The organism is Streptomyces sp. W1SF4 (genome assembly GCF_003950035.1).
Taxonomy (GTDB): Bacteria; Actinomycetota; Actinomycetes; order Streptomycetales; family Streptomycetaceae; genus Streptomyces; species Streptomyces racemochromogenes.
This window is the reverse complement of record NZ_CP034350.1, coordinates 434,664-459,746: the sequence shown is the minus strand read 5'-3', so window position 1 is coordinate 459,746 and position 25,083 is coordinate 434,664. Positions and strand designations below refer to the sequence as shown.

Genomic DNA, 25,083 nt, shown 5'->3' with positions numbered 1-25,083 from the left:
GACGCAGATGCGCAACGAGCCCGAGACCGCGGGCGGACGCACGGTGCCGCCCGGCCGCGCCCGGAGCCCGCGCCCGCGGACGATGCGGCTGGCCGTCTGCGCGGTCTTCTTCGTCACCGGGGCGGCCTTCGCGACCTGGGCCGCCCGGGTGCCCGGCGTCCAGAGCCGGCTGGACCTGTCCGCCGGGGAACTCGCCGTGGCGCTCGTCGGCCTGAGCGGCGGCGCCTTCGTGGGGCTGCCGCTGGTCGGCGGCCTGGTGGCCAGGTACGGCAGCCGTACGGTGCTGTGCACCGGCATGGCCGCCTACCTGGGCGCCCTCGCGAGCCTGCCGTTCGTTCCCGACCTCGCGGTACTGACGGCGGCCCTGGCCGTCTTCGCCTGCGGCAACACGGCCGTCGACGTCGCCATGAACACCCAGGGCGTCCTGGTCGAACGCGCCTACGGACGCCCCGTGCTCGGCGGCTTCCACGCCATGTTCAGCCTCGGCGGCATCGCCGGCGCCACGGCGGGCGGCCTCGCCGCCTCCGCCGGCGTCGGCATCCGGGCGCACTTCACCGTGACCGCCCTCGTCCTGCTGGCGGTCGCGGCGACGGCGGCCACGGCCCTCGCCCCCGAACCGCGGCGGAATGGGCGGCCGTCCGGGACCGGACCCCTGCTGGCCCTGCCCGGGCCGGGCCTGTGGATCCCCGGGCTCGTGGCGTTCTGCGCCCTGATGGGGGAGGGGGTCGTCAACGACTGGGGGGCCGTCTACCTGAAGGAGGAGACGGGAGCGTCGGCGGGCGCCGCCGGCCTGGGGTACGCCGTCTTCTCCGCGGGCATGGTCGTCGGCCGCCTCACCGCCGACCGGCTGCGGGCCCGCCTCGGCACGGCCCGCTTCACGTTCCTGTGCGCCGTGGTGGCGGGCACCGGCGCCCTGATCCCGGTCCTCGCCGCGACGACCGCGGCGGGCTTCGTCGGCTACACCCTGCTCGGTCTGGGCATGGCCGCGGTCATCCCCCTCGTCTTCGCCCACGCGGCCGCCCTGCGGCCCGGCCGCACCGGCTCCTCCATCGCCGCCGTCTCGGCCGTGGGCTACGTCGGCTTCCTCGCGGGCCCCCCGGTCATCGGTGCCCTGGCGGAGGCGACGACGCTGCGCTGGGCGATGCTGGTGCTGCCCGCGCTGATGGCGGTGATGGCGGCCCTGGCCCCCCGCCTGCACCGCCCCTGAGCCCCACGGACCGAGCCCTGCCGCCCCGGAGGTCCGGGGCGGCAGGGCTCAGGGTGCGTTCGGCGTGCGCTCAGACGAGGGCCGATGCCGGGCGGGAGGCCGCCGCCTCCGTGCCGGCGGCATCGGCGCGCAGGGCCGGCAGGCGCTGGGCGAGGATCCCGAAGACGATCCCGAACACGGCCCACAGCACGAGCTGGACGGCCACCGAGGCGACCCGGAAGTCCCACAGCAGGGCCGCGGGGAACTCCGCCTTGACGGCGTCGGTGTTGTCCGGGAGCACCAGGAAGGCCAGCCCGGTGGCGACGACGAAGCCCGCCCCGGCCGCCAGGGTCGCGTTCCAGTTGCCCAGGCGCGGCGCCAGACGCCGGCCCAGGACGATCGCGCCGACGCCCAGCAGGACGCTGAGCAGGATCATCAGGAAGAACAGCGTGGTGCGCTGGCCGATGGTGTCCGGGTTCCCGACGGCCGGCGGGGTCGCCGGGTACTTCAGGAACGGCACCAGGTAGACCAGCGTGAACGCGCCCCCGGCGGTGAGGGCGGCCGTGGCCCGGGGGCTGAACCGGCCCACCCGGCCCAGGGCGAAGGAGAACGCGAGGGAGGCGATGCCGCCCAGCGCGACCCCGTAGACCAGCACGCCGGTGGCGAGACCGACGGTGGACTGCACGGGCCGGCTGACGAGTTCTTCCTCCTCCTCGGCGGCGGGGACGTCGCCACCGCCGCCGTGACCGGCGTGGCCGGCCGCGGGAGCGGCCTCCTTGGCGGCCGCCGCCTCCTCGACGGCGATGGACCCCCGCACGGGGGGTTCACCGACCACGTAGGCGACGGCGAAGGCGAACAGACCCGCGATCAGGCCCGCGAGCATGCCGCGGACCAGCAGACCTCTGACAGTGGAGGCGTACATGGTGCGCGCCTCTCAGTGGCAGGGGAAACCGAGCAGGTGGCGTCCGTCGTGCACCCACTCGTGGACGGCCTCGCCCGAGAACACGGCGGTGGCACCCTGCTCCGCGCCGACGAAGTACAGGGCCACGAGCATCAGCAGGCCGACGAACAGCGCCCAGGGCAGGACGGCCTTGACGGGCAGCGGCGCGGACGGGGAGAGAGCGGGGGCGGATACGGCAGCGGAAGCGAGAGCCTCGGCCATGGGGGAACCTCCTTGGGGAACAACGCGTCCCATGTGGTGGTGCGTTACGACGGTCCGAGGGTCTGACTCGCCGCGGCCGCCACCCCGAGGGGGGTGCCGTCGCAGCACACAGTGGCGCGACCATGCCGGATTCACACCGGACTTCCGTCTCGCCGTCGTCGCTATGTCTTTATGTCGCCGTGACGCTACAACCCCGCGGGCCCTCCCACCAAGCGGATGAGTCGCTGATCACACGGGCCGTCCGGCCCGCGGGACGGCCCTCACCGCGCCCGCGGACCGGTCAGCTCCGTGAGGGTGCCGTACAGCTCGGGGCGGCGGGTGCGCATCAGGCCGAACTCCAGCCAGTCGCGGCGCTGGTCGAGGTCGAGGTCCGCGACGAGGACGGCCGGGGTGTGGCGCGGCGCGCGGAGCATGACCCGGCCGTAGGGGTCGGAGATGAACGAGGAGCCGTAGAAGACGGAGCGGCCCTCGGTGCCCACGCGGTTGGGGACGATGGCGAACAGGGCGTTGGCGAGCCCGTTGGCGCTGATGGCGTGCTCCCACAGGGGGCGGGTGTCGAAGTCCGGCAGGTCCACCTCGGAGCCGATGGCGGTGGGGTGGACGAGGATGTCCGCGCCGGCCAGCGAGTACGCGCGGGCGAGCTCCGGGAACCACTCGTCCCAGCAGGTCGGGAAGCCGAAGCGGGCGCCCTGGTGGGCGACGACCGGGAAGCCGCTGTCGCCGGGCCGGAAGCAGAGGTCCTCGCGGTAGCCGGGGAACGCCGGGATGTGGTTCTTGCGGGTGCGGGCGATGAGCTCGCCGCCGGAGTCCACGCAGACGGCCGTGTTGTAGCCGAGGCCGCCGTCCTCCGCGCGCTCGTAGAGGGAGGCGTGGACGGTGATGCCGAGCCCGGTGGCCAGCTCGGTGGCCAGCCGGACCGTGGGGCCGGTCTCGACGTCCTCCAGCCAGCGCTCGGCACCGTCGGCCATCGGGTCGTCCGTGTTGCAGAAGTACGGGCTGCGGGTCAGCTCCGGCAGGCACACCACCCGGGCGCCCTGGGCGGCGGCCAGCGCGACGCCTTCGCGCAGGTGGTCGTCGTGCTCGGCCGGATCGGCGTGCCAGCGCATCTGGACGAGCCCGACGCGCAGGACCTCGCGCTCGGCCGGCCGGGTCCGGCCGGGGGAGCCGAGCGGGGATCCGTAGGAGGTGAGGACTGAGTAGCCGGGCATGCGTGGTCCGCCTTCGGGAGGGTCGTCGGTTCACCGGGGGGTCCTGACTGAGAATTCAGTCAGGATGCCGGGCAAGGGCCTGCCGGAACGTTCCGGCAGGGGTGAATGTAAACCGTGCCGGAACGTTCCGGCAAGGTCCGGTCCAGGGCGCCTAGAATGCGGGACCGTGACCGCCCGTACCGTGACCCTGTTCGACGTCGCCCGTGCGGCAGGCGTCTCCAAGAGCACCGCCTCCGACGCCCTCCAGGGGTCCGGGCGGGTGGCCGGAGCCACCCGCGACCGCGTGCGCGAGGCCGCGGACCGGCTCGGCTACCGCCCCAACAGCGCCGCCCGCCGCCTGCGCCGGGCCAGCACCGGAGCGGTCGGCCTGTACCTCCCGCAGACCGCGACCCGGCTGGACTACTACATGAACCTCGCCTTCGGGGCGGTCGAGCGCGCCCAGGAGGAGGGCCTGGACGTGGTCCTCCTGGGCTCGGCGGCCGCGGCGCACGGGCCCCTCGCCTCCCGGGTGGACGGCCTCCTCGTCATCGACCCGGAGACCGGCGATCCGGCCGTCCCGGGCCTGCTCGCCGCCGGAGTCCCGGTCGTCACCGGCGAGCGCTACCCCGGGCACACCCCCACCCCCACCGCGGCGGTGGTCTGCGACAACGCCGCCTCGCTCACCGCGCTCCTCGACCACGTGCACGGCCGCGGCGCCCACGCCCCGGCCCTGCTCGCCCCCGAGGCCACCTCCGCCTGGGCCCAGGCGCTGCGGACGGCCGCCGCCTCCTGGAGCACGGCGCACAAGATCCCCGTCACCGTCCACACCGTTCCCTTCGCCGCCACCCCGGCCCAGGCGGGCGAGCGCACCCGCGCCCTGCTGTCCGCCGATCCGGCCGTGGACGCCGTCATCTGCGCCCCCGACGGCGCGGCCCCCGGGGTGCTGCGCGCCGCGGCCGGCCTCGGCCGGACCGTCGGCCGCGACTTCCAGGTCGCCTCCTGCGTGGACGGCGTCGCCGCCCGCAGCTGCGACCCGCCCGTCACCGCGATCGACCTCCGCCCCACCGCGTACGGCAGGTCCTGTGCCGACCTGCTGTGCGACGTCCTCGCCGGGCGGACCCCGGCCGACACCCTCCGGCGGCACGACTGGGCGCTGGAGACCCGCGCCTCCACCCGGCTCGGGACCTGACGGCCCGCGGTGCGGGAAACCGTCCAGGCGTCGTACGGCACCCGCATCCGTCGACCACGGCTGGGCCCCGCACGCGGCGGACGTCCTCGTCGTCCCGGGCGGCGGCTACGCCCGCCACGAGGACCCCAGCGTCCGGGCCGGGATCCGCCGCGGCACCTTGCCGCGCGCCCCTGGGCGCGGCGCCCCGCGCCGGACTGACGGTCAGCGCCCTGTGTGCACGGGCGTCATGCTGCTCTCCGCCGCGGGACCCACCCGCGGGAGGCCCTGCACCACCCACCACAAGGCACGGCCGGACCTCGAACAGCAGGGCGGCGTGCTGAAGAACGCCCGCGTCGTCGACGACGGGGACCTCGTCACGGCCGCCGGCATCACCCCGGGACTGGAACTCGCCCTGTGGCTCGTACGCCGTGAACTCGGCCCGGACACGGCGACCGCCGTCGAGGCCATGCGCGAGTACGAGGCCCGCGGGACCGCGTGGACCCGGTGGCACCCCTCCCGCACGCGGGCAAGGGGCGGCGCGGCCCGTCGTTACGGCGGTCCGCGCAGCCCCGCGGGCGGTCACCCGTCAGCAGTCGTCGTCGTCGTACCCTCCGCCCCAGTCGTCATCGTCGTCGTACCAGCCGCCGTGGTCGTCGTCGTCGTCCCAACCGCCGCCGGTCACATAGGCGACGGAGTGAGTGGGCACCGCCGCCGAGGCCGTACCCGCTGCTCCGACGGCGCCGCCCGCCATCAGGGCCGCGATCGCGGAAGCCGCGAAGAGCTGCTTCACTCTCAGTGCACGCATGGTTCGAAACCCTTCTCGTCACCGCGCCGCCCGTGCGGCGCGGAACGCCTTCGGCCTTCTTCCGTTCCAGCACGGAGTTCTGCCTTTGTGGGATGGATGTGCGCAGGGTGCGTCCGCCGTCAACGCGGCTGTTCGAGCCGCGGACCATGGGGGCTGGATCGCGCGTTCCCCGGGCCGCGTGAATCACCGCGGGCGAAAGGCCCGTTCCCGCGATGGCGGCCGTCTCCTGTCCATGCTAGTCACCTGCGTGTGGGTCGTCACCTCGGGAACGGGGGACGCGGCGCGCGTCACCGGCCGGAGGGCCGCCACCGTGCGGTATACGTCTCCTCGGGCCCGCCGGAAGGACCGCGAAGGCGAAGGGGTGTGCTGCTGTGGCCGCTGCTGGAGAACGCACGACGTGCTGTGTGGTGGGGGGCGGACCGGCCGGCATGGTGCTGGCGCTGCTGCTGGCCCGGGCCGGGGTCGAGGTGACGGTGCTGGAGAAACACGGGGACTTCCTGCGCGACTTCCGCGGCGACACCGTGCACCCCTCGACCCTCTCGCTCCTGGACGACATCGGCCTCGCCGAACGCTTCGCCCGGCTGCCGCAGCGCCGGGTCTCCTCGGTCCAACTGCCCCTCGGGCAGGACCGGTCACTGGTCACCGTGGGGAACATCGCGGCGCTGCCGGGGAAGTACAACTACATCGCGATGGTGCCCCAGTGGGACCTGCTCGACCTGCTCGCCGACGAAGCCCGCAAGGAACCCTCCTTCCGGCTGCGCATGGAAACCGGCGCGACCTCCTTCCTCGTCGAACGCGGACGGGTCACGGGTGTGCGCTACCGCACCGCCGACGGCCGCACCGGCGAACTGCGGGCCACCCTCACCGTGGCCTGCGACGGCCGCGGCTCGCTCGCCCGGGCCCTGTCGGAACTCGGCCTGGAGGGCTTCCCCTGCCCCATGGACGCCTGGTGGTTCCGCCTGCCGCGCGAGGAGGACGACCCCAGCGGGCTCGTCGGCGCCCTGGGCGACCGCTTCTTCACCGCCCTCATCGACCGCGGCGACTACTGGCAGTGCGCGGCACTCATCCCCAAGGGCACGGACACCGCACGCCGCGCGGAGGGGCTGGAGCGCTTCATGACCCGCTTCACGGACGCCGCGCCGTGGCTGGCCGACCGGGCCGGCGCCGTCACCTCCTGGGACGAGGTCAAGCTGCTCGACGTACGGCTCGACCGGCTGCGCCGCTGGCACCGCCCCGGGCTGCTGTGCATCGGCGACGCCGCCCACGCCATGTCTCCCGTCTTCGGCATCGGCATCAACCTGGCCGTCCAGGACGCGGTGGCCGCCGCCCGCCACCTGGTGCGCCCGCTGCGCGCGGGCACCGTGGGGCTGCACGACGTCCGCCGCGTGCAACTGCGCCGCTGGCCCACCACGGTGCTGACCCAGGGCCTCCAGCGCCTGGCCCACGCCCAGGTCATCGAACCCCTGCTGGCCGGCGAGACCGCCTTCGGCGACCCCCGCCGCGCCAAGCGCATGACGGAGCTGATCACGGAGTCCCGCTGGCTGAACCGCGTCCCGGCCTACTTCATCGGCTACGGCGCCCTGCGGGAGCGGCCGCCGCGGGAGTCCCTGCGCTGACCCCCCGTCATCCCCCTTCCCCGACGGGCCGCGGGGCGGACCGCGGGCGCCCGCAGCCCAGTGCCGGCGGGGCGTACGGCGCGGCGGGCCCCGGACCGTGCGCCGAGGTGCGCCCCCGGTGCGCCGGAGGCGCCGTCGTCCGGTGCCACCATGCGTCGCGGACAGCGGTCATGCGACGAGAGGTCGGCACGTGACGTCACAGGCGACCGGGAACCCCACCCGGCGGCCCCGTCCCCTCCGCCGCCCTCGCCGGACCGCCGGCCGAGGAACCGGAACGGGTGGCCCGCGACGCCCGCCGGGACGACCACACCGTGCCCTGGGAGACCTTGAGGCCCGGCCTGCTGCGCACCGCCCGCCGCGTCGTCGCCGGTGCGGCCGCGGCCGACGACACCCTGCCAGCGAGGTGCTGGTACGCACGGCCGCGGCCGCGGGGAGCCCCGCGTACGGACGCCGTGCGGCCGCCTTGGCCCGCAGGACCGCCCCCTGCCTCGCCGACCCGGAACCGGGCTCCGTGGCCGCCGGCCTGGTGCGCGGCCGGGCCGGCGGGGCCGCGGTGCCCGCCGCCCGTACGCATGCGCGGCCGCCCGCCGCCTCGGCGGCTGACCGGGCTACCGCACGAGCGAGTCCCGCCGCGCGCGCTCCCGCTCGACCATCTCCTGCACCGTGTCCCGCACCTCGGAGCACAGCAGCCGGGCGGCCTCGGACCGGGCGCCGAATCCCCGGGGCCGCTCCGGCGGGACGATCGGCTCCCCGATGGTGATCAGCCACTTCGCGGGCAGCGGAAAGGGCGAGGTCAGCGGGAAGTAGGGCACCCGCAGCAGCTTCGCCAGCGCGGGCACCTCCCCGATCCTCGGGGAGGACTCCTCCGCGCCGACGACGCCGACCGGCACGATCGGCGCCCCGGTGTGCAGGGCCGCGACCGCGAACCCCGGATTGAACGGCTGGAGCCGGTAGCGCTCGCGGAACGGTTTCTCCAGCCCGGCGACGCCCTCCGGGAACACGGCGATCAGCTCACCGTCGCCCAGCCGCTGCATCGCCGCCCTCGGATCGATGGGCACGGCCCCCTTCCTCGCGGCGTAGGGACCCAGCACCGGCAGGCCGAAGACGAACGGCGCGGCGAGCACGTGCAAGGACCGCCGCAGCGACCGGACGAGGGCCTTCTGCAGGACGAACGCGTCCAGCCCCCAGGCACCGGAGTGGTTGGAGACCAGCACGGCCGGCCCGTCGGCGGGAATGTTCTCCAGACCCAGGACGTCCAGCCGGAACCAGTCGTCCATCAGCCACTCGAGCAGCCGCTCCCAGGCGTTCTCCCCGGCGTCCGCGAGGAGCCCCCGCAGGAAACGGAGCTCGCCCCCGGCCACCTCGATGACATCGGCCAGACTCTCGGACACGAACGCCCCTCTTCCTTCACCGTCATGGTCGGCATTGCCAAGTCGCCCTCGTGACATGGGCTTTCACGGTGAACGGGTCAGGCGGCCGTTTGATCACGAGGACCGCCCGGATCCGGCATTCGGCTCTTCGTTCGATCCTTACCCCGCCGCCGGGTCTGGAGGACGCCGGGCGGGTCGGCGAAGATGGCACCGTCCCGGCCGATCGAGTGAGGAGCCCCGCGCAGATGTCCAGTCCCGGTTCCGGTCCCGGCGCCGCTCCCGCCGAGGGCTCCCGCCGACGGCCGCCGACGATCGCCGACGTCGCGCGGGCCGCGTCGGTGTCCCCGACCACCGTGTCCCACGCGCTGAACGGGCTGGGCAAGGTCGACCCCCGGACCCGCGAACGCGTCAAGCGGACCGCCGCCGAACTCGGCTACCGGCCCAACCTGCGGGCCCAGCGGCTGCGCCAGGGCCAGGCGAAGGCCATCGCGCTCGCCTCCTCCATGCCCTTCTCGGTGGCCGCCGGCCCCTCCCGGCTCGGGTTCTACATGGAGATCGCCGCCGCCGCGGCCGAACGCGCCATGACCCACGGCTACGCGCTCGTCCTGGTCCCGCCCGTGCGGTCCGGATCGGCCCTGCACTCCCTCGACATCGACGGCGCGATCGTGGTCGAGCCCGGCGAGGACGACCCGGCCGTCACACAGCTGCGCGAGCGGGGCCTGCCGTACGTGGCGCTCGGCCGCGAGGTGTCCGCGCCCGCGGACGCCCCGTACGTCGACCTGCGCGGCGGCCCGGTCACCGAACTGCTGCTGGGGCACCTGCGCGACCAGGGCGCCCGCCGTCCGGCGCTCCTCATCGGCGCGGGCGGCCGGCACTCCTCCGTCGACGCCCGCGCCGCGTACGAACGCGCCGCGGCCGCGGCCGCGGGCGGCTGGCCGCCCGTCGTCGTCACCGCCCCGGAGGAGGGCGGCGAGCAGGCCGGCTACGACGCCTGCGCCGCCCTGCTGGCCGAACACCCGCGGACCGACGCGGTCTGCGCCCTCGTGGACGTCTTCGCGGCCGGCGCCGTCCGCGCGATCCGCGACAGCGGCCGGCGCGTCCCCGAGGACGTGCTGGTGGCCACCCGGTACGACGGCCCGCGCGCCCGTACCTGCGAACCCCCGCTCACGGCCGTCGACCTCCAGCTGGACCGGGCGGCCACCGACGCGGTGGAACTGCTCCTGGCACGGCTGCGCGGTGCGCAGGCCGCCGTCGCGGCGCCGCCCGAGCCCCGTCTCGTGGCGCGGGCCTCGTCGCTGCGCCTCACGGCGCCAGGATGAGCACGGCACCGGAGACGAGCGCGAACCCGAGCACCAGGGGGCGCATCCGTGCGGCGTCGACCCGGTGGTGCGCCAGCCGGCTCAGCCACGCCCCCGCCGCCAGGGCGGGCAACAGCAGCACGGCCCAGCCCAGTTGTGCCGGGGTGCCCCGCCCGGTCGCGAGGAGCAGGGCGAGCGAGACCACCTCGCCGATCAGGAAGCACAGGGCGACCGTGGCCCGCAGCTCCGCCGGCGGACGGTGCTGGTAGACCAGGGCCAGCGGCGGCCCGCCCACCCCGGTCGCGGTCTCGGTGAGCCCCGTGACGACCCCCGCCCCCAGATAGGCGGCGCGGCCGGGCACGAAGGCCGGGGCCGCGAGGCTCACGGCCGCCGCCAGGAGGGTCGCCACGCCGACGACCAGGCCGAGCCGCCGCTCCGGCACGGCCCAGAGCAGGGCCAGCCCGCCGGGGGTCGCCGCGAGCCTGGCCGCCGTGATCCAGCCGGCTCCGCGCAGGTCCAGGGACCGCCGCTCGCGCCAGGCCACGTACACGTTCAGCGGGATCATCGACGCGAGGACGAACACCGGGAGCAGGGAGGGGTCGAGGAGTCCGGCCACCGGTGCGACGACCAGCGCGAACCCGAGGCCGCTGGTGCCCTGGACGAACGCGGCGGCCGCCACCACCAGGGCGAGGACCGCCACCGCCTGGGCGCTCACCGGGCGGCGCTCCCCGCCCGGGCGCGCGTGGAGGTGGGGTGCACGCGGGTCACCCGGGCCCGCCCGACGACCTCCGCGGCCAGCTCGGCCGCCCGCTCGACGAGCGCGCGGTCGTCCCAGCCGACGGCCCGGCCCCGCCACATCCGCAGCCGGCCGGCCGTGAACACCGCGGTGATCTGGTCGCGGTTGCCGCGGCGGACCAGCTCCCAGGGCAGGTCCCAGGACGCCCGCATCTCCGGCCCGCTCACGTCGACGAGCAGGAAGTCGGCGGCCGCCCCGGCGGCGATCCGGCCGGTGAGCGCGCCGAGGCCGACGGCGTCGGCGCCGCCCGCGCCCCCGCGGTCCAGCCAGGACCAGCCGGCGCCGCAGGACGAGTCGCCGGTGGCCAGGCCGTAGGCGAGCCGCTGGGCGAACTCGGCGGCCTCGGCGAGGCGGAAGGCGTCGCCCCGGGTGCCGTCCGTGCCCAGGCCGAAGCGGATCCCGCGTTCGGCCATGGTGGTGGCCGGTGCCACGGCGTTGCCCTTCCAGGCGCTGGCGACCGGGTTGTAGCTCACGGCGGTGCCGGTGTCGGCGAGCAGGGTCAGCTCGGCCGGGGTGACCAGGGTGGCGTGCGCGGCCAGCAACTGCGGTCCCAGGGCGCCGGCTTCGCGCAGGTACTCCAGGGGGCGCAGGCCGTGCCGGACGAGGGAGCGTTCCACGGCGGCGAGGTGTTCGTTGACGTGGACCTGGACGACGGCGCCCGCTTCGGCGGCGAGCCGTGCGGTGTCCCGCAGGGTCTTCGCGGTGGCGGCTTCCGGGACGGAGACGGCCAGCGACGGGTGTACCAGCTCCGCGCCGGCGTACCGGGCGAGGTGCTTCTCGGCGGCGGCCAGGACGGCGGTGCGGTCCGTGCGCGCGGTGCCGTCGGCATCGTTGCAGACGAGCCCGAGCACGCAGCGGATGCCGGCCTCGGTGGTGGCGCGAGCCAGGGCGTCGACGTCCACCGGGGCCCGGGTGCCGGCGTCGGCGACGGTGGTGAACCCGCCCCGCAGGGATTCCAGGGCGGCCAGCTTCGCGGCGACGTGCGCGGACTCCTCGTCCAGGGCGCCCTCCAGGGGGACCCACACGCGGCTGAAGATCTCGGAGGGCTCGCCGAAGGCCAGCGCCGCGCCGAAGCTCTGCGTCAGGTGGTGGTGCGCGTCCACGAAGCCCGGCATCAGCACGTGCCCGGGCAGCCGGACCGGGGTCAGGTCCGGATGTTCGCGTTCCAGCCGGGCGGCCGGCCCGACGGCGAGGAAGGAGCCGTCGGCGACGACGGCCGCGTACCGCTCCACGGGGCCCTGGGGCGTCATCACGAGGGCGGGTGCCAGGAGTTGTACGTCCGCCGTCAGCCGGGACGCGGTCAGCGGGGCTTGCGCGGCGGGGGAGCAGGGTGTGGTGCCGGCGGTGTCACGGCTCATGGGGTGGGTCATCTCGTCCTTCGCGTACGGGTCACGCATGGGGCAGGGGGCGGGGGCCGCCGGCGTCGACGGGGGAGTGCGCGGGCCGTGCGGTGCGGCCGGCGGACAGCCGGGGCCTGACGTGGTGGAAGAGGACGTTGAGGACGGCGGCGGTGAACGCGCCCACGGCGACGCCGCTTTCGAGCAGGATCCGCGCGCCGGACGGCAGGCCCGCGTAGACGCCGGGGACGAGGATCGGCAGCAGGCCCAGGGCGAGGGCGACGGCGCAGATGAAGGCGTGGGAGTGCCGGTCGAGTCCGGCCCTGCCGAGCATCTGGACGCCGAGCACGGTGATGACCGCGAAGACCACCATGGCGGTGCCGCCGACGACGGCGGACGGGATGACGCTGATGGCGCGGATCACCGGGGCGAGGAAGCCGATGACGATGAGCACGACCCCGGCGGCCGCGGTGACGAACCGGCTGCGGACGCCGGTCACCCGGACGATGCCGATGTTCTCGCCGCTGGTCACCATCAGCGGCAGCCCGAGGAAGCCGGCGAGCAGGGAGACGAGGGCGTCACCGCGGATGGTCCTGGGCACGTGCGTGCGGCGGTCGATCTCCTTGCCGACGGTCTCGGCGTTGATGACGGTCTGCCCGGTGGCCTCCGCCATGGAGGCCAGGCCGTACAGCATCAGGGGCAGCGCGGCGACGAGGTGGAACTCGGGCGTGCCGAACGGCATCAGCTGGGGCGCGCTCAGTACCCCGCCGTCGGTGATCCCGCCGAAGTCGAGCCGTCCGAGGGCGAAGGCGAGCAGGCTGCCGGCGATCAGGCCCAGCATCACCGCGAGTTGCCGCAGGACGCCGCTGAACAGCCAGTAGAGGGCGACGGTGAAGCCGATCGTCGCGAGTCCCAGCGCCAGGTTCGCGGGGTCGGCGAAGCCGGGAGTCCCGGGGCGGCCGGTGACGAGCAGCGCGCCCACCTTCACCAGGTTGACGCCGACGATGACGATCATCGTGCCGATGACCAGGGTGGGGAAGAACCTCAGCAGGCGGGAGAAGACCGGCAGGACGACGAAGTAGAACGCCGCGCTGATGATCACCGCTCCGGTGGCGGTGCGTACGCCGTGCTCCTCGGCGATGGCCAGGAACAGGATCAGCGGGGCCCCGCCGGGCAGCATGACGAACGGCAGCCGGGGCCCGAACTTCCAGGGGCCGAGCGACTGGATCAGCGAGCCGGCCCCCGAGAGCACGAAGGCCGCCGAGAGCAGGTTCACGGTGAGGCCGGGGTCGAGGTGGAGGGTGGCGCTCATCAGGAAGATCGCCGAGACGGGGGTGGCGGCCATGACGAGGACGTGCTGGACACCGAACAGGAGGATCCGGCTCAGTGGGCGGGACTGGTCCACGGGGTGGGGGAGAGTGCTGGGACTGGACACGTTCGAGCTCCGTTCGGCTCGCTCCGGCGTTCGGCCGCGATCCGGCTCGCAAGGGAGCCGGATCGAAGGGGCCAAATCGATTTGGCCGTCAGTATGTGAGGGCCCGTGAAACCCCGTCAAGGGTTGCGGACTCACCGATTCCATCCGTCTCGGCGAGGACAACGCCCCGGCTTCCCCGCCTACTTGGAAGCCGTGGGGAACGCCGGAAAGCAGACTGTCGGGGCCCGTCGGGAGCCGTCGGGAGACCCCGTCCCGCAGGTCAGGCCGTACGCAGGCGGGTCGCGGCCGCCTCGGCCTCCCGTACGACGCGCCGGGTGTCGACGCCGACCAGCCGGCCGCCGAGCTTGAGCGCGCGTCCGTCCACGAAAACGGCTTCGACGTTCTCGGGCCGCCCGTTGAAGACGATTTGCCCGACCCAGTCGAAGCGCGGCGCGAAGTTCAGCGCGGCCGGGTCGACGACCACGACGTCGGCCCGCTTGCCGGGGGTCAGGGAGCCCACCCGGTCCTCGATGCCGAGCACCTCGGCGCCGCCCAGGGTGGCCATCCGCAGCACGTCGGACACCTGCGGGAAGACCCCCGCCCGGGTCGTGCGGACGCGCTGGAGGCCGACGGCGGCCTTCATCAGCGCGTGGAAGTCGGAGCTGTCGTTGGTCCCGCCGTCCAGCCCGAGCCCGACCTTGACGCCCCGGCCCGCCAGGTCGGACAGCGGCATGATGCCGGAGGCCAGCCGCATGTTGCTGAGCGGACAGTGGGCCGCGCGCACGTCGTGCCCGGCGACGGCGGCGATCTCCGCGTCCGTCAGGTGGACGGCGTGGTTGATCAGCAGCCGCGGGCCCATCGCGCCGATGTCGGCGAGCACCCCGAGGGGATCGTCGGCGCGCTGCTCGGGCCGCTCCAGGACATGAGAGTTGAGCATCACCCCCAGCTCCTGGGCGGCCTCCCAGTGGGCGCGGTTGTGGGACTCGGCGGCCCGCGCCGCGTGCGTGGCGACCTGGAAGGAAGCGAGCGGCAGCGGGTCGACGAGCTCCCGCTTCACCTTCGTGAGCAGGACCGCGTCCGGGGCCGGCGGGTACATGGCGTACGTGAACCGCAGCCCGGTGCCGGCCAGCGCCCGCACGTAGCTCTCGATCAGGTCGTACGAGAAGATGTCCACCCAGTCCAGCAGCGTCGTCACGCCCGACTGGACGGCGTCCAGGGCGGCGAGCCGCACGATGCTGTGGAGGTCCGCCGGGGTCAGGCGCCCGCGCAGGGGATCCGTACACCCCCGGAACCAGCCGAACAGGTCCCGGTCGGTGCACCCGCCCCGGATCGCCGCCTGCCAGAGGTGGTTGTGGGTGTCGACGAACCCGGGCATCACCAGCCTGCCCGGGACCTCCACCACCCGGGCACCGGGCGGTGTCGGCAGCGCCGGGCCGACGGCGGCGATGGCGCCGTCCCGCATCAGCACGTCCGCGTCGCCGACGGCGCCGAGGGGACCGCTGCCGAGGGCGGGATCCATGGTGAGCACCAGGGAGGCCCCGCGGAGCAGGACCGTACGGCCGCCCCGGGCGGCGGGCGAGAGCTGGTCGAGGGGTGCGCGGCGGGGCGCGGCGCCGAGGACGAGCGGGGCCGCGGCGGCCAGACCGAGGCTGGCGAGGAGATCGCGGCGGCTGGGGGCCGAGGGCTTCGTGGGGGCCGAGTGCATGGCGTGGTGCCTCCCGAGGGCTCAGAACGGAAGGCCCGCCCGGGCGGGGCGCTGAACGGGATGCCGGGACGGAGCGACGCCGGGAGGGGGCGCCGGGCCGGGGCGGGAGATTACCCGCAGCATTCCCAGCGCACGGGCATTCGATAGGCGCCGGTGGAAAACTTTTTCCATCGCACGGTCCCCGCGGGGCCCGGGACCCGGGCCCCGGCCGCGCCTCTGGGCCCGCGGCGGCCCCGGTCACTAGCCTGACCCCATGACTCCCGCCGCCCGCCCCGCACCCGACCGGTACACCGTCGTCCTGCGCCCCGGCCCGCCGGGCACCGCCCAGGACGCCAAGGGGCACGGCGCGGTCCTGCGCACCGCCCGCGTGGAGGCCACCGGAGCCACCGGCGTCTCCGGATACCCCCGCTACCAGGGCGAAGGGGTCCAGGCCGAGATCGACCCCGAGAGCCGGGCCGTCGAGGCCGTCACCGTCGACGGCGAGGAACTCCCGTACGGCTGGATCGCCCAACTGGCCGACTGAACCCGGCGGCGGAGCCCCCCGGAAGGGCGCCACCGGGTCCGTCCACGGCGGCTTGACCGATGGACCTGCGGCAACGTAGCTTCTGCCGGACCGGCTCGTGAGTGGACGTAAGGAGGCGAAGTCGGATGTCGACCCCCTCCGCGGCGCTTCGCCTCGCCCACCAGGTCGCCTGGGCTCCGGGCCGTGTAGCACACGGCTGCTGAACAGCCCCTCCCCACCGGCGTGCCCGATTGCGGCCCCGGCTCCTTTTTCGATTCTCTGTCACCGCCTGAGGCGCGCCGTCGCGCGCCCATGTGCGCTCTCCGGGTTCTCCGGCCGCGCCTCCGAAACAGAAGGCTCCTGAAAAATGGCGACTAGGACGATCAGCTCCACCGCGCACCGAGACGAGGACCGGCCGTGGTAGCGGCACGGATCACCGTCAACGGGAAAGAAACCCCCATCGCGCCCGCGACGCCCCACACCACCGTGCTCGACTTCCTGCGCGAGCGCGGCCTCACCGGCACCAAGGAGGGCTGCGCCGAAGGCGAGTGCGGCGCCTGCTCCGTCCTCGTGGCCCGGCCCGGCGTCGACAAGCCCACCGACTGGGTGGCCGTCAACGCCTGCCTGGTCCCGGTCGCGGCGCTCGACGGGCAGGAGGTCGTCACCTCCGAAGGCCTCGCCACCCCCGGCGCCCCCGGCACCCCGCCCGCCCTGCACCCCGTCCAGGAGGAGATGGCGGTCCGCGGCGGCTCCCAATGCGGCTACTGCACACCGGGGTTCGTCTGCAGCATGGCCGCCGAGTACTACCGGCCCGGACGCTGCGCACACCCGGAACCGGCCGCCGACGCCGAGCACGGACCGAACGGCTTCGACCTGCACGCGCTCAGCGGCAACCTGTGCCGCTGTACCGGCTACCGGCCCATCCGCGACGCCGCCTACGCCGTCGGAACCCCCGCCGAGGACGACCCGCTGGCCCTGCGCCGCGAACAGTCCCCGCCCGCCCCGGCCACCACCGAATACACCCTGGACGACAGCGCGTTCCTGCGCCCCGCCACCCTCGACGAGACACTGCGGCTGCTGCGCGACCGGCCCGACGCGGTCGTCGTCGCCGGCAGCACCGACTGGGGCGTCGAGGTCAACATCCGCGCCCGCCGCGCCGACTGCGTCGTCGCCGTCGACCGGCTCCCCGAACTCCGCGAACTGCGCGTCGAACCCGACTCCCTCGTCATCGGCGCGGCCCAGACCCTCACCGAGATCGAACGCCGCCTCGACAACACCGTTCCCCTGCTCGCGGAACTCTTCCCGCAGTTCGCCTCCCGCCTCATCCGCAACAGCGCCACCCTCGGCGGCAACCTGGGCACCGGCTCGCCCATCGGCGACAGCCCGCCGGTGCTGCTCGCGCTGGAGGCGTCGGTGCTCCTCGCCGACGCCGACGGCGAGCGCGAGGTCCCCCTCGCCGACTACTTCACCGGCTACCGGCAGAGCGTCCGCCGGCCCGGCGAGCTGATCCGCGCGGTGCGCGTCCCGCTGCCCCTGTCACCCGTCACCGCCTTCCACAAGATCGCCAAGCGGCGCTTCGACGACATCTCCAGCGTGGCCGTCGCCTTCGCCCTCGACATCGAGGACGGCGTCGTCCGCAAGGCGCGCATCGGCCTGGGCGGCGTGGCCGCCACCCCCATCCGCGCCCTCGCCACCGAGGCCGCCCTGGAGGGCCGCTCCTGGACCGAGGAGACCGCCCGGGCCGCCGCCGCGGTCCTGCGGGCCCAGGGCACCCCGATGGACGACCACCGCGCCAGCGCCGAGTACCGCTCCGCGATGCTCGGCCAGAGCCTGCTGAAGCTGTACGCACAGACCACCGAGGCGGTGCCGTCATGAGCCACCTGTCCGAACGCCCCGAGAAGCCCGCGGTCGGCCTCCCGCTGCCGCACGAGAGCGCGGCCCTCCACGTCACCGGCGCCGCGCTCTACACCGACGACCTGGTCCACCGCACCAAGGACGTCCTGCACGCCCACCCGGTCCAGGTCATGAAGGCCCGCGGCCGGATCACCGCCCTGCGCACCGGGCCCGCCCTCGCCGTCCCCGGCGTGGTCCGCGTACTCACCGGCGCCGACGTGCCCGGCGTCAACGACGCCGGCATGAAGCACGACGAACCGCTCTTCCCCGACGAGGTCCAGTTCCACGGCCACGCCGTGGCCTGGGTGCTCGGCGAGACCCCGGAAGCGGCCCGGCTCGGCGCCGCGGCAGTCGAAGTGGAACTCGACGAACAGCCCTCCGTGGTCACCCTGGAGGAGGCCATCGCCGCCGGCAGCTTCCACGGCGCCCGGCCCGAGATGGTGACCGGCGACGTCCAAGCGGGCTTCGCCGACTCCGCCCACGTCTTCACCGGCGAGTTCCGCTTCTCCGACCAGGAGCACTTCTACCTGGAGACCCACGCCGCACTCGCCCATGTCGACGAGGCCGGGCAGGTGTTCGTCCAGAGCAGCACCCAGCACCCCTCGGAGACGCAGGAGATCGTCGCCCACGTCCTCGGCCTGCACAGCCACGAGGTCACCGTGCAGTGCCTGCGGATGGGCGGCGGCTTCGGCGGCAAGGAGATGCAGCCCCACGGGTTCGCGGCCGTCGCCGCACTCGGCGCCCGGCTGACCGGCAGGCCCGTGCGGCTGCGCCTCAACCGGACCCAGGACCTGACCATGTCGGGCAAGCGCCACGGCTTCCACGCCGCGTGGAAGATCGGCTTCGACGCCGAGGGCCGCATCCAGGCCCTGGACGCCACCCTGACCGCCGACGGCGGCTGGAGCCTGGACCTCTCCGAACCGGTCGTGGCCCGCGCCCTCTGCCACATCGACAACACCTACTGGATCCCCAACGCGCACGTCCGCGGCCGCATCGCGAAGACCAACAAGGTCTCCAACACCGCCTTCCGCGGCTTCGGCGGACCCCAGGGCATGCTCGTGATCGAGGACATCATGGGCCGCTGCGCCCCGCTCCTCGGCATCGGCCCCAGGGAACTGCGCGAACGGAACTTCTACCGGCCCGGCCAGTCCACCCCCTACGGACAGCAGGTCAGGCAGCCCGAACGGATCTCCGCCGTCTGGGAGCAGGTCAAGGAGAACGGCCTCCTGGCGGACCGCGAACGCGAGATCGCCGCCTTCAACGCCGCGCACCCGCACACCAAGCGGGCCCTCGCGATCACCGGCGTCAAGTTCGGCATCTCGTTCAACCTCACCGCCTTCAACCAGGGCGGCGCACTGGTACTGATCTACAAGGACGGCTCGGTCCTGATCAACCACGGCGGCACCGAGATGGGCCAGGGCCTGCACACCAAGATGATCCAGGTGGCCGCCACCTCCCTCGGCATCCCGCTGCACAAGGTGCGCCTCGCGCCGACCCGGACCGACAAGGTGCCCAACAGCTCCGCCACCGCGGCCAGCGCCGGCGCCGACCTCAACGGCGCGGCCGTGAAGAACGCCTGCGAGCAGCTGCGCGGACGGCTGCTCCAGGTCGCCGCCACCCAGCTCGGCGCGAATGCCTCGGACGTGCGCATCGTCGAGGGCGTCGCGCGCGTCGTCGGCGGCGACAAGGAGCTGGCCTGGGACGACCTGGTGCGCACCGCGTACTTCCAGCGGGTCCAGCTGTCGGCGGCCGGCTTCTACCGGACCGAGGGGCTGCACTGGGACCCGAAGTCCTTCCAGGGCTCGCCGTTCAAGTACTTCTCCCACGGCGCCGCCGCCGCCGAGGTGGAGGTGGACGGCTTCACCGGCGCGTACCGCATCCGGCGGGTCGACATCGTGCACGACGTCGGCGACAGCCTGTCCCCGCTGATCGACATCGGCCAGGTCGAGGGCGGCTTCGTCCAGGGCGCGGGCTGGCTGACCCTGGAGGACATGCGCTGGGACACCGGCGACGGGCCGAACCGGGGCCGGCTACTGACCCAGGCGGCCAGCACCTACAAGCTGCCGAGCTTCTCGGAGATGCCCGAGGAGTTCAACGTGACCCTGCTGCAGAACGCCACCGAGGAGGGCGCGGTCTACGGCTCCAAGGCGGTCGGCGAGCCCCCGCTGATGCTGGCCTTCTCGGTACGGGAGGCGCTGCGGCAGGCCGCGGCGGCGTTCGGGCCCGCCGGTGCCAGTGTGGAACTCGCCTCGCCCGCGACGCCGGAAGCGGTGTACTGGGCGATCGAGTCCGCCCGTCGCGGCGGCGCGCGCGGCGCCGGCGGGGTCCCCGCCGACGCGAGCGTCCTGAGCAATGTCTGACATGACCTGGGTGGCCGCGGTCGCGCGGTTGCGGGCCCGCCGGGAACCCGGCGCGCTCGTGACCGTCGCGGCCGTGCGCGGCCACGCACCCCGCAGGGCCGGCGCCAAACTCGTCGTGGGACGGACCGCGACGTGGGGCTCGATCGGCGGCGGCAACATCGAGGCCGTGGCGATCGACCGCGCCCGCGAGGTGATCGGCACGCCGGATCCGGAGCCCGAGCTGATGGACTTCGCCCTCAACGACAAGGTCACCGGCCCGCACGGCGTCCAGTGCTGCGGGGGTGCGGTCAGCGTCCTGCTCGAACCGCTGCCGGTGGTCCCGGCCGTGGCGGTGTTCGGGGTCGGGCACGTCGGCCTGGAGCTGGCGCGGATCCTGGCCCGCCACGATCTCGACCTGCACCTGATCGACACGCGTCCCGACCAGCTCTCGGACGAGCGGCTCTCGGTGCTCGCGGACGCGGTGGCACAGGTCCACGTGCACCAGGTGCCGCTGCTGCCCGAGGAGGTGCTCGGGGAGCTGGCGCCCGGCACGCACGTCCTGATCATGACGCACGACCACGCCGAGGACGCCGCCCTGTGCGACGCCGCCCTGCGCACCCCCGGTCTCGGCTCGGTCGGGCTCATCGGCTCGGCCGCCAAATGGGCCCGGTTCCGCCGGCGCCTGGAGACCGAGGGCGGCCATGACGCGGCCGCCATCGACCGGATCAAGACCCCGATCGGGATGACCGAGATCACCGGCAAGGAGCCGGCGGTCATCGCGGTCGGGGTCGCGGCGGACCTGCTGCGGACCTTCGAGCGGGACGCCGGCTGAGTCACCCGCGCGCGAAGCGGTCCCGGAGCCAGGCGAGCAGGGCCGCGAATGCGGGGGACATGGCGGCGTCCGACTGTTCGAGGACCGTCGAGCGGCCGCCGTCCTCCACCGTGATCGCGTAGCCCTTCGCATCCCTGGCGCGGCCGGGATCCTCCGGCGGGGGCGCCGCCGCGGCCGCGGCCACCAGCCGTTCCAGCTCGGCCGCGGCGCCCTGGGGCAGGGCGGCCGAGTCCAGCACATCGGGTGGCCGGCGGAGGCTGGCGGCCGCCGCCAGCCCGCCGTACTGCTCCAGGGTGACCTTCATCGTCACCTGGAGCCCTTCAGGGTGGCCACTTCCTTGGCCAGTCCCGTCACCTTGTCGCTGAGCGTGGCGATCTGCCGGGTCAGGGCCGCCAGATCGGCGTCCCGGCCCGCACCTCCGTGCCCGTTGACCGCGAAGGACCGCGCACCCGCGAGCCCCGGCGGGACTCCGGTGATCTGGATCTCCACTTCCCGCCAGCCCGCCACGACGGCCGCCTGTTCGGGGCTGCCGGCGCCGAACAGCCTGCCGGCCTGCTGGAAGGTGTGGTCCGCGAAGACCTGGAACGTGTCCCGGCGCCCCGACGTCCTGAGCGCCTCGTACCAGATCCGGCCGCTGAGCTCCCACGGGAATCCGCCGATCCCGATCGCCGTCGCGTAGAACGCCTTGTTCGGAATGCCGGAGTTGAAGTGCACCCCGCCGTTGTCCCCCCGTGGCGTGTCGGGCAGGTGGACGAACTTGCTCATCCGGTCCGGCTGCGGGTCCTTGCCGACCAGCGGGTTGTTGTAGGCCGTGCCCGGCGCCTTCATGGACCTCAGGGCGTCTCCCTCGATGCCCGGCGTCCACACGTCGGCGCCGATCAGCCAGTCGGCCTCCTCGGCGGTCTGCTTCATGGACCACTGCTTGACCAGTGAGCCGAAGACGTCCGACATCGACTCGTTCAGGGCCCCGGACTGGTTGTGGTACTCGAAGTTCGAGGTGTGCTCGGTGACACCGTGCGTCAACTCGTGGCCGACCACGTCGAGGGACCCGGTGAGGTTGCTGAACTCCACCCCGTCCCCGTCGCCGAAGAGCATCTCACCGCCGTCCCAGAACGCGTTGTTGATCCGTACACCGAAGTGGACGAACCCGTTCAGGCGCATCCCCCGGTCGTCGATCGAATTGCGCTGGAACACCTCCTTGTAGAAGTCCCGGGTCAGGCCCAGCGCCTCGAACGCCCGGTTCACGGCCTCGTCCGGGGACTCCGGGCCGTCCTCCGACCGGGCCGCGACCGCGTCGGCGAGGTCTTCGCTGTGCTCGCAGTCGAAGACGGTGCGCCGGGAGTCGCCGGGGGCGGCGGACAGCGCGGAGAGTCCCGCGCGGATGTCCCGTTCGCCCCGCAGGCGGGCGGTGGTCAGCAGAGTGTCCAGCGCCGCCTGCCGCACCTCACTGTCTTCGCTCTCCATGAGCTTGTCGAGGATGTACGGCGGGATGATGCAGTTGATCGGTCGGGTCCTACTCATGGGGCACCTCCTGAGTGAGAGGACCAACGGTTGACGGTTCATCGTCTTCGCCGCAGGATTTGAGATACCGGAACGCAGGGGGGCCCTTGACTTCCAACTGGCCAGGGGAGATCGAAGCGTTGGCGCCGACCAGCCCTGATTCCCGCGGCGGGGCCACGCTGACAACACCAGTCTCCTGCCGCCCGTAGCGGCTGGCAAACGCTCCGGGCCCCTGCCGCCCTCCGGCCTCCGCGAGGCCGGTTCCTCAGCGCCGGCGTCTCCGGGGACGGGGTGCCTCGTCCTCGTACTCGTCCTCCGCGCCCTCGTCGTCCTCCTCTTCGCCTTCCTCGTCCTCGTACTCGTCCTCGGCCGGCTCCTGGTCCTCCGCGTCCTCCTCCTCGTACTCGTCCTCGGCCGGCTCCTGGTCCTCCGCGTCCTCCTCCTCGTCCTCGTCGTCTTCCTCCGGGTAGTCCTCGGCGTCCTCGCCGTCGTCCTCGTACTCCTCGTCCTCGTACTCCTCGTCCTCGGGTTCGCCCTCCGAGGCCTCCTCGTTCTCCAGGGCCTCCTCGTGGGTGACCACGACCTCGCCGTCCCGGATCTCCCCGCGCCAGCCCTCCGGCTCATCGGTGGCCAGGGTGACGTAGCGGTCGAAGTGCTTCAGGTCCAGACGCAGCCGGCGGCCCTGTGCCCGCCAGAGGTTGCCCGTCCTCTCGAAGAGCCCGGAGGGGTAGTACTCCACTACCAGGAGGATCCGGGTCAGGGACGGGGCGAGCTCGTGGAAGCTCACGCAGCCGCGCGTGGTCCCCTTGGGGCCGTCGGTGGTCCAGACGATCCTCTCGTCGGGCACCTGTTCCTGGACCGTGGCCTTCCAGTTGCGGGTGGACGGGCCGACCTTGACCCTCCAGTCGGAGGTCGTGTCGTCGCCCTGCGAGACGCTGCGCACGCCCTTCGCGAAGCTGCTGAAGTCCTCGTACCGGGTCCAGTGGTCGTACGCGGTACGGAGCGGTACGCCCACGTCCAGCGACTCGACCATGTTGATGGCCTTGGTACTGCCCTTGCGGCTCCGGCCCTTGCCCTTGCCGCCGCCGAGCAGGCCGGATCCCAGGTCCGTGACCTTGTCCTTGAGGCCCCCGAGGGTCTGCCCGTGGGGGACCGTGACTGACCCGCTCGCGAGCCGGCTGGGCCCCCTTCCGTCGCGGGCCGGCCCGGCGTCCTATCCGCCCGCCTCCTCGGGCAGCCTGGCCGACATCCTCGAACGCGTCCTGGACAAGGGCATCGTCATCGCCGGCGACATCCGCATCAACCTGCTCGACATCGAGCTGCTGACGGTCAAGCTCCGGATCCTCATCGCCTCCGTGGACAAGGCCAAGGAGATGGGCATCGACTGGTGGGAGCACGACCCCTCGCTCTCCTCCGGGCACGCCCGGGACCCGCTCGAACAGGAGAACCGGCGACTGCGCGCCGAGCTGGAGGAGCTGCGCCGCGAGCGCACGGACGCCGACGCCCCGAGGAGGCCGTCCCGTGACGCCTGAACCGGCCCTCACCTACGTCTACGCCGTCGCCGGGGCCACCCCCGGGCTCGAGGGGCTCCTGGCCGGGCTCCGCGGGGTGGCCGGGGCCGCGGTCGCCCTCCTCGCGCCCGACGGCACCACGAACGGAGCCCCGGCGTTCGTCGTCAGCCGGGTCCCGGGCGCCGAGTGGGGCGAGGAGGCGCTCAGGTCCCGCTTCGAGGACCTGTCCTGGCTGGAAGGGACCGCCAGGGCCCACCACCACGTCATCGAGGAACTCATGGGCCGCACCACGGTCCTGCCCCTGCGCATGGCCACCCTCTACCAGGACGACCAACGGGCCCTGGGCGCACTGCGCGAGCAGTACGACGCCTTCGCCGAGGGACTCGCCCTCCTGGCCCGCCACGCCGAGTACGGGGTCAAGGTCTACATCCGCCCGGACGCCGGCCCCCCGGACCCCGGCGGAACCCCGCCCGCCGGCGAGGATCCCGTCAGCCCCGGCAAGGCCTACCTGCGGGCCCGCAAGGCCCAGCACCGCGCCCACGAGGACCGGGGCCGCCAGGCCGGACGGGCCGCGGAGCGCATCGCCGACACCGCCGGCCGGTACGCCACCCACGTCGTGCGGCACCCGCCCCAGACGGGCCCGCTGGCCGGCGGCGGCGAGGGCGGCGAGAACGTCCTCAACGACGCCTATCTCGTACCCGACGGCGAAGCCGACGCCTTCCGCGCCGCGGTCCGGCACGCGGCCGACGGCCTGCCGGGCGTCCGCGTCGAACTCACCGGCCCCTGGGCGCCCTACTCCTTCGCCGTGCCGCAACCCCGGCACGGCGGTCCGTCATGAACCCCGCCGAACGGGACGAGACCCTGCCGGGCCGGCAGGTCGCCCTCGTCGACCTCCTTGACCGGCTCCTGGCCGGCGGCGTCGTCATCGTCGGGGACGTCGTCCTGTCCGTCGCGGACATCGACCTCGTACGGATCTCCCTGCGCGCCCTGATCACCTCCGTCGGCCCCACCGCCCGGGGCGGCGAGCAGCCGTGACCGCCGAACGCCCCGCGCGGCCGCACCGCCCCCCGGACCTCACGCCCGTCGGCGACACGCTGGCCGACGCCTTCCGCCTGCTGCGGGCACCGCCCGAAGCCCCGGACGGGCCCCGGACACCGGCCCGCCGCGTCCGTACCGGCCCCGAGAGCGCGGGGGAGGATCTCCTCAAGCTCGTCCTCACCCTCGTGGAACTCCTGCGCCAGCTCATCGAACGCCAGGCCCTGCGCCGGGTCGACGCCGGAGACCTCACCGACGCGCAGGAGGAGGAACTCGGCGCCACCCTGCTCGCCCTGCACGAGCGCATGAGCGAGCTGTGCGCCGAGCACGGGTACGCCCTGGAGGACCTGAACCTCGACCTGGGCCCGCTCGGCCCCCTCCTCGACCCCTGACGACGAAGGCCCCGCCCGGGGGGCGGGGCCTTGAT

General features: G+C 74.1%; 23 protein-coding genes, 2 pseudogenes and 1 riboswitch. Of the genes and pseudogenes, 13 read left to right on the top strand and 12 right to left on the bottom strand.

Features of this window, described 5'->3' with window-relative positions; translation table 11 throughout:
- The first annotated feature begins 7 nt into the window (after positions 1–7).
- The gene (locus tag D1J60_RS02395; RefSeq protein WP_125819933.1) at positions 8–1,207 is read left to right on the top strand and encodes an MFS transporter; all 1,200 of its coding nucleotides are present in this window, start codon (positions 8–10) and stop codon (positions 1,205–1,207) included.
- A gap of 70 nt (positions 1,208–1,277) precedes the next feature.
- On the opposite strand, the gene D1J60_RS02390 is transcribed toward D1J60_RS02395, so the two are convergent.
- The 3 genes from D1J60_RS02390 to D1J60_RS02380 all read right to left on the bottom strand — a co-directional run bounded on the left by D1J60_RS02390 (position 1,278) and on the right by D1J60_RS02380 (position 3,556).
- Positions 1,278–2,108: a CbtA family protein gene (locus D1J60_RS02390; RefSeq protein WP_125819932.1), complete on the bottom strand. Its 831-nt coding sequence runs from the start codon at positions 2,106–2,108 to the stop codon at positions 1,278–1,280.
- A 12-nt stretch (positions 2,109–2,120) separates the two neighbouring features.
- A complete protein-coding gene (locus tag D1J60_RS02385; protein WP_125595074.1) occupies positions 2,121–2,348 on the bottom strand; it encodes a CbtB-domain containing protein in 228 nt (75 codons plus the stop codon).
- 60 nt (positions 2,349–2,408) lie between these two features.
- Positions 2,409–2,494: riboswitch (cobalamin riboswitch) on the bottom strand.
- Positions 2,495–2,608: 114 nt separating this feature from the next.
- A complete protein-coding gene (locus tag D1J60_RS02380; protein ID WP_125819931.1) occupies positions 2,609–3,556 on the bottom strand; it encodes a nitrilase-related carbon-nitrogen hydrolase in 948 nt (315 codons plus the stop codon).
- Between the two features lie 166 nt (positions 3,557–3,722).
- Between D1J60_RS02380 and D1J60_RS02375 the strand changes: the two genes are divergently transcribed.
- Both D1J60_RS02375 and D1J60_RS37870 read left to right on the top strand, forming a co-directional pair.
- Positions 3,723–4,724 (top strand): LacI family DNA-binding transcriptional regulator, encoded by a 1,002-nt coding sequence (locus D1J60_RS02375; RefSeq protein ID WP_125819930.1) that lies wholly within the window; start codon positions 3,723–3,725, stop codon positions 4,722–4,724.
- A gap of 226 nt (positions 4,725–4,950) precedes the next feature.
- Positions 4,951–5,067: pseudogene (locus tag D1J60_RS37870) on the top strand (DJ-1/PfpI family protein); the annotation flags it as partial.
- Between the two features lie 222 nt (positions 5,068–5,289).
- Here D1J60_RS37870 and D1J60_RS02365 read toward each other — a convergent pair.
- Positions 5,290–5,508, bottom strand: coding sequence for a hypothetical protein (locus D1J60_RS02365; RefSeq protein ID WP_125819929.1), 219 nt, complete (start codon positions 5,506–5,508; stop codon positions 5,290–5,292).
- A gap of 371 nt (positions 5,509–5,879) precedes the next feature.
- Between D1J60_RS02365 and D1J60_RS02360 the strand changes: the two genes are divergently transcribed.
- On the top strand, positions 5,880–7,124 hold the full coding sequence (locus D1J60_RS02360) for an FAD-dependent oxidoreductase (RefSeq protein WP_277607491.1): 1,245 nt from the start codon (positions 5,880–5,882) through the stop codon (positions 7,122–7,124).
- A 608-nt stretch (positions 7,125–7,732) separates the two neighbouring features.
- On the opposite strand, the gene D1J60_RS02355 is transcribed toward D1J60_RS02360, so the two are convergent.
- Entirely contained in the window at positions 7,733–8,515 is a 783-nt protein-coding gene (locus D1J60_RS02355) for a lysophospholipid acyltransferase family protein (RefSeq protein ID WP_164720818.1), read from the bottom strand.
- Positions 8,516–8,739: 224 nt separating this feature from the next.
- On the opposite strand from D1J60_RS02355, the gene D1J60_RS02350 reads away from it, so the two are divergent.
- Positions 8,740–9,813 (top strand): LacI family DNA-binding transcriptional regulator, encoded by a 1,074-nt coding sequence (locus tag D1J60_RS02350; protein ID WP_125819927.1) that lies wholly within the window; start codon positions 8,740–8,742, stop codon positions 9,811–9,813.
- On the opposite strand, the gene D1J60_RS02345 is transcribed toward D1J60_RS02350, so the two are convergent.
- The 4 genes from D1J60_RS02345 to D1J60_RS02330 form a co-directional block, all read right to left on the bottom strand.
- Entirely contained in the window at positions 9,797–10,507 is a 711-nt protein-coding gene (locus tag D1J60_RS02345; RefSeq protein ID WP_125819926.1) for a sulfite exporter TauE/SafE family protein, read from the bottom strand. The two genes, D1J60_RS02350 and D1J60_RS02345, sit on opposite strands and share 17 nt — an antisense overlap.
- The gene (locus D1J60_RS02340; RefSeq protein WP_206436467.1) at positions 10,504–11,946 is read right to left on the bottom strand and encodes an amidohydrolase family protein; all 1,443 of its coding nucleotides are present in this window, start codon (positions 11,944–11,946) and stop codon (positions 10,504–10,506) included. Before D1J60_RS02340 ends, D1J60_RS02345 begins: the two co-directional genes overlap by 4 nt.
- 31 nt (positions 11,947–11,977) lie before the next feature.
- A complete protein-coding gene (locus tag D1J60_RS02335) occupies positions 11,978–13,360 on the bottom strand; it encodes a uracil-xanthine permease family protein (RefSeq protein WP_241253109.1) in 1,383 nt (460 codons plus the stop codon).
- 259 nt (positions 13,361–13,619) lie between these two features.
- The gene (locus D1J60_RS02330) at positions 13,620–15,044 is read right to left on the bottom strand and encodes an amidohydrolase family protein (protein ID WP_241253108.1); all 1,425 of its coding nucleotides are present in this window, start codon (positions 15,042–15,044) and stop codon (positions 13,620–13,622) included.
- Positions 15,045–15,297: 253 nt separating this feature from the next.
- Between D1J60_RS02330 and D1J60_RS02325 the strand changes: the two genes are divergently transcribed.
- From D1J60_RS02325 to xdhC, 4 genes are all read left to right on the top strand, one after another.
- Entirely contained in the window at positions 15,298–15,567 is a 270-nt protein-coding gene (locus D1J60_RS02325) for a hypothetical protein (protein ID WP_185899303.1), read from the top strand.
- A 396-nt stretch (positions 15,568–15,963) separates the two neighbouring features.
- Positions 15,964–17,421, top strand: coding sequence for an FAD binding domain-containing protein (locus D1J60_RS02320; protein ID WP_125819924.1), 1,458 nt, complete (start codon positions 15,964–15,966; stop codon positions 17,419–17,421).
- Positions 17,418–19,799, top strand: coding sequence for a xanthine dehydrogenase molybdopterin binding subunit (gene xdhB / locus D1J60_RS02315; RefSeq protein WP_125819923.1), 2,382 nt, complete (start codon positions 17,418–17,420; stop codon positions 19,797–19,799). Before D1J60_RS02320 ends, xdhB begins: the two co-directional genes overlap by 4 nt.
- Position 19,800: 1 nt before the next feature.
- Positions 19,801–20,610: a xanthine dehydrogenase accessory protein XdhC gene (xdhC, locus tag D1J60_RS02310; protein WP_125823814.1), complete on the top strand. Its 810-nt coding sequence runs from the start codon at positions 19,801–19,803 to the stop codon at positions 20,608–20,610.
- Position 20,611: 1 nt separating this feature from the next.
- Here xdhC and D1J60_RS02305 read toward each other — a convergent pair whose 3' ends face one another.
- From D1J60_RS02305 to D1J60_RS02295, 3 genes and pseudogenes are all read right to left on the bottom strand, one after another.
- A complete protein-coding gene (locus D1J60_RS02305) occupies positions 20,612–20,914 on the bottom strand; it encodes a protealysin inhibitor emfourin (RefSeq protein ID WP_164721038.1) in 303 nt (100 codons plus the stop codon).
- A 2-nt stretch (positions 20,915–20,916) separates the two neighbouring features.
- Entirely contained in the window at positions 20,917–22,131 is a 1,215-nt protein-coding gene (locus D1J60_RS02300; RefSeq protein ID WP_125594949.1) for a M4 family metallopeptidase, read from the bottom strand.
- A gap of 244 nt (positions 22,132–22,375) precedes the next feature.
- Positions 22,376–23,197 (bottom strand): annotated as a pseudogene (locus tag D1J60_RS02295) (SRPBCC family protein); the annotation flags it as partial.
- 67 nt (positions 23,198–23,264) lie between these two features.
- Between D1J60_RS02295 and D1J60_RS02290 the strand changes: the two are divergent.
- From D1J60_RS02290 to D1J60_RS02275, 4 genes are read left to right on the top strand one after another with little or no spacing between them, the layout of a single operon-like run.
- Entirely contained in the window at positions 23,265–23,642 is a 378-nt protein-coding gene (locus D1J60_RS02290; protein WP_125819920.1) for a gas vesicle protein, read from the top strand.
- A complete protein-coding gene (locus D1J60_RS02285) occupies positions 23,632–24,459 on the top strand; it encodes a GvpL/GvpF family gas vesicle protein (RefSeq protein ID WP_125819919.1) in 828 nt (275 codons plus the stop codon). Before D1J60_RS02290 ends, D1J60_RS02285 begins: the two co-directional genes overlap by 11 nt.
- On the top strand, positions 24,456–24,656 hold the full coding sequence (gvpJ, locus tag D1J60_RS02280) for a gas vesicle protein GvpJ (RefSeq protein WP_125819918.1): 201 nt from the start codon (positions 24,456–24,458) through the stop codon (positions 24,654–24,656). The genes D1J60_RS02285 and gvpJ overlap by 4 nt, the downstream gene beginning before the upstream one ends.
- Positions 24,653–25,048: a gas vesicle protein K gene (locus D1J60_RS02275; RefSeq protein ID WP_125819917.1), complete on the top strand. Its 396-nt coding sequence runs from the start codon at positions 24,653–24,655 to the stop codon at positions 25,046–25,048. Before gvpJ ends, D1J60_RS02275 begins: the two co-directional genes overlap by 4 nt.
- Positions 25,049–25,083 lie beyond the last annotated feature (35 nt).

What these genes read in the sequence shown, in the direction of transcription:
- D1J60_RS02305 (WP_164721038.1), bottom strand. Translation starts at nt 20,914, where the DNA reads ATGAAGGTCACCCTGGAGCAGTACGGCGGGCTGGCGGCGGCCGCCAGC.
- D1J60_RS02395 (WP_125819933.1), top strand. Translation starts at nt 8, where the DNA reads ATGCGCAACGAGCCCGAGACCGCGGGCGGACGCACGGTGCCGCCCGGC.
- D1J60_RS02380 (WP_125819931.1), bottom strand. Translation starts at nt 3,556, where the DNA reads ATGCCCGGCTACTCAGTCCTCACCTCCTACGGATCCCCGCTCGGCTCC.
- D1J60_RS02325 (WP_185899303.1), top strand. Translation starts at nt 15,298, where the DNA reads ATGACTCCCGCCGCCCGCCCCGCACCCGACCGGTACACCGTCGTCCTG.
- D1J60_RS02365 (WP_125819929.1), bottom strand. Translation starts at nt 5,508, where the DNA reads ATGCGTGCACTGAGAGTGAAGCAGCTCTTCGCGGCTTCCGCGATCGCG.
- D1J60_RS02350 (WP_125819927.1), top strand. Translation starts at nt 8,740, where the DNA reads ATGTCCAGTCCCGGTTCCGGTCCCGGCGCCGCTCCCGCCGAGGGCTCC.
- D1J60_RS02340 (WP_206436467.1), bottom strand. Translation starts at nt 11,946, where the DNA reads ATGAGCCGTGACACCGCCGGCACCACACCCTGCTCCCCCGCCGCGCAA.
- D1J60_RS02385 (WP_125595074.1), bottom strand. Translation starts at nt 2,348, where the DNA reads ATGGCCGAGGCTCTCGCTTCCGCTGCCGTATCCGCCCCCGCTCTCTCC.
- D1J60_RS02330 (WP_241253108.1), bottom strand. Translation starts at nt 15,044, where the DNA reads ATGCACTCGGCCCCCACGAAGCCCTCGGCCCCCAGCCGCCGCGATCTC.
- xdhC (WP_125823814.1), top strand. Translation starts at nt 19,801, where the DNA reads ATGACCTGGGTGGCCGCGGTCGCGCGGTTGCGGGCCCGCCGGGAACCC.
- D1J60_RS02390 (WP_125819932.1), bottom strand. Translation starts at nt 2,108, where the DNA reads ATGTACGCCTCCACTGTCAGAGGTCTGCTGGTCCGCGGCATGCTCGCG.
- xdhB (WP_125819923.1), top strand. Translation starts at nt 17,418, where the DNA reads ATGAGCCACCTGTCCGAACGCCCCGAGAAGCCCGCGGTCGGCCTCCCG.
- D1J60_RS02300 (WP_125594949.1), bottom strand. Translation starts at nt 22,131, where the DNA reads ATGAGTAGGACCCGACCGATCAACTGCATCATCCCGCCGTACATCCTC.
- gvpJ (WP_125819918.1), top strand. Translation starts at nt 24,456, where the DNA reads ATGAACCCCGCCGAACGGGACGAGACCCTGCCGGGCCGGCAGGTCGCC.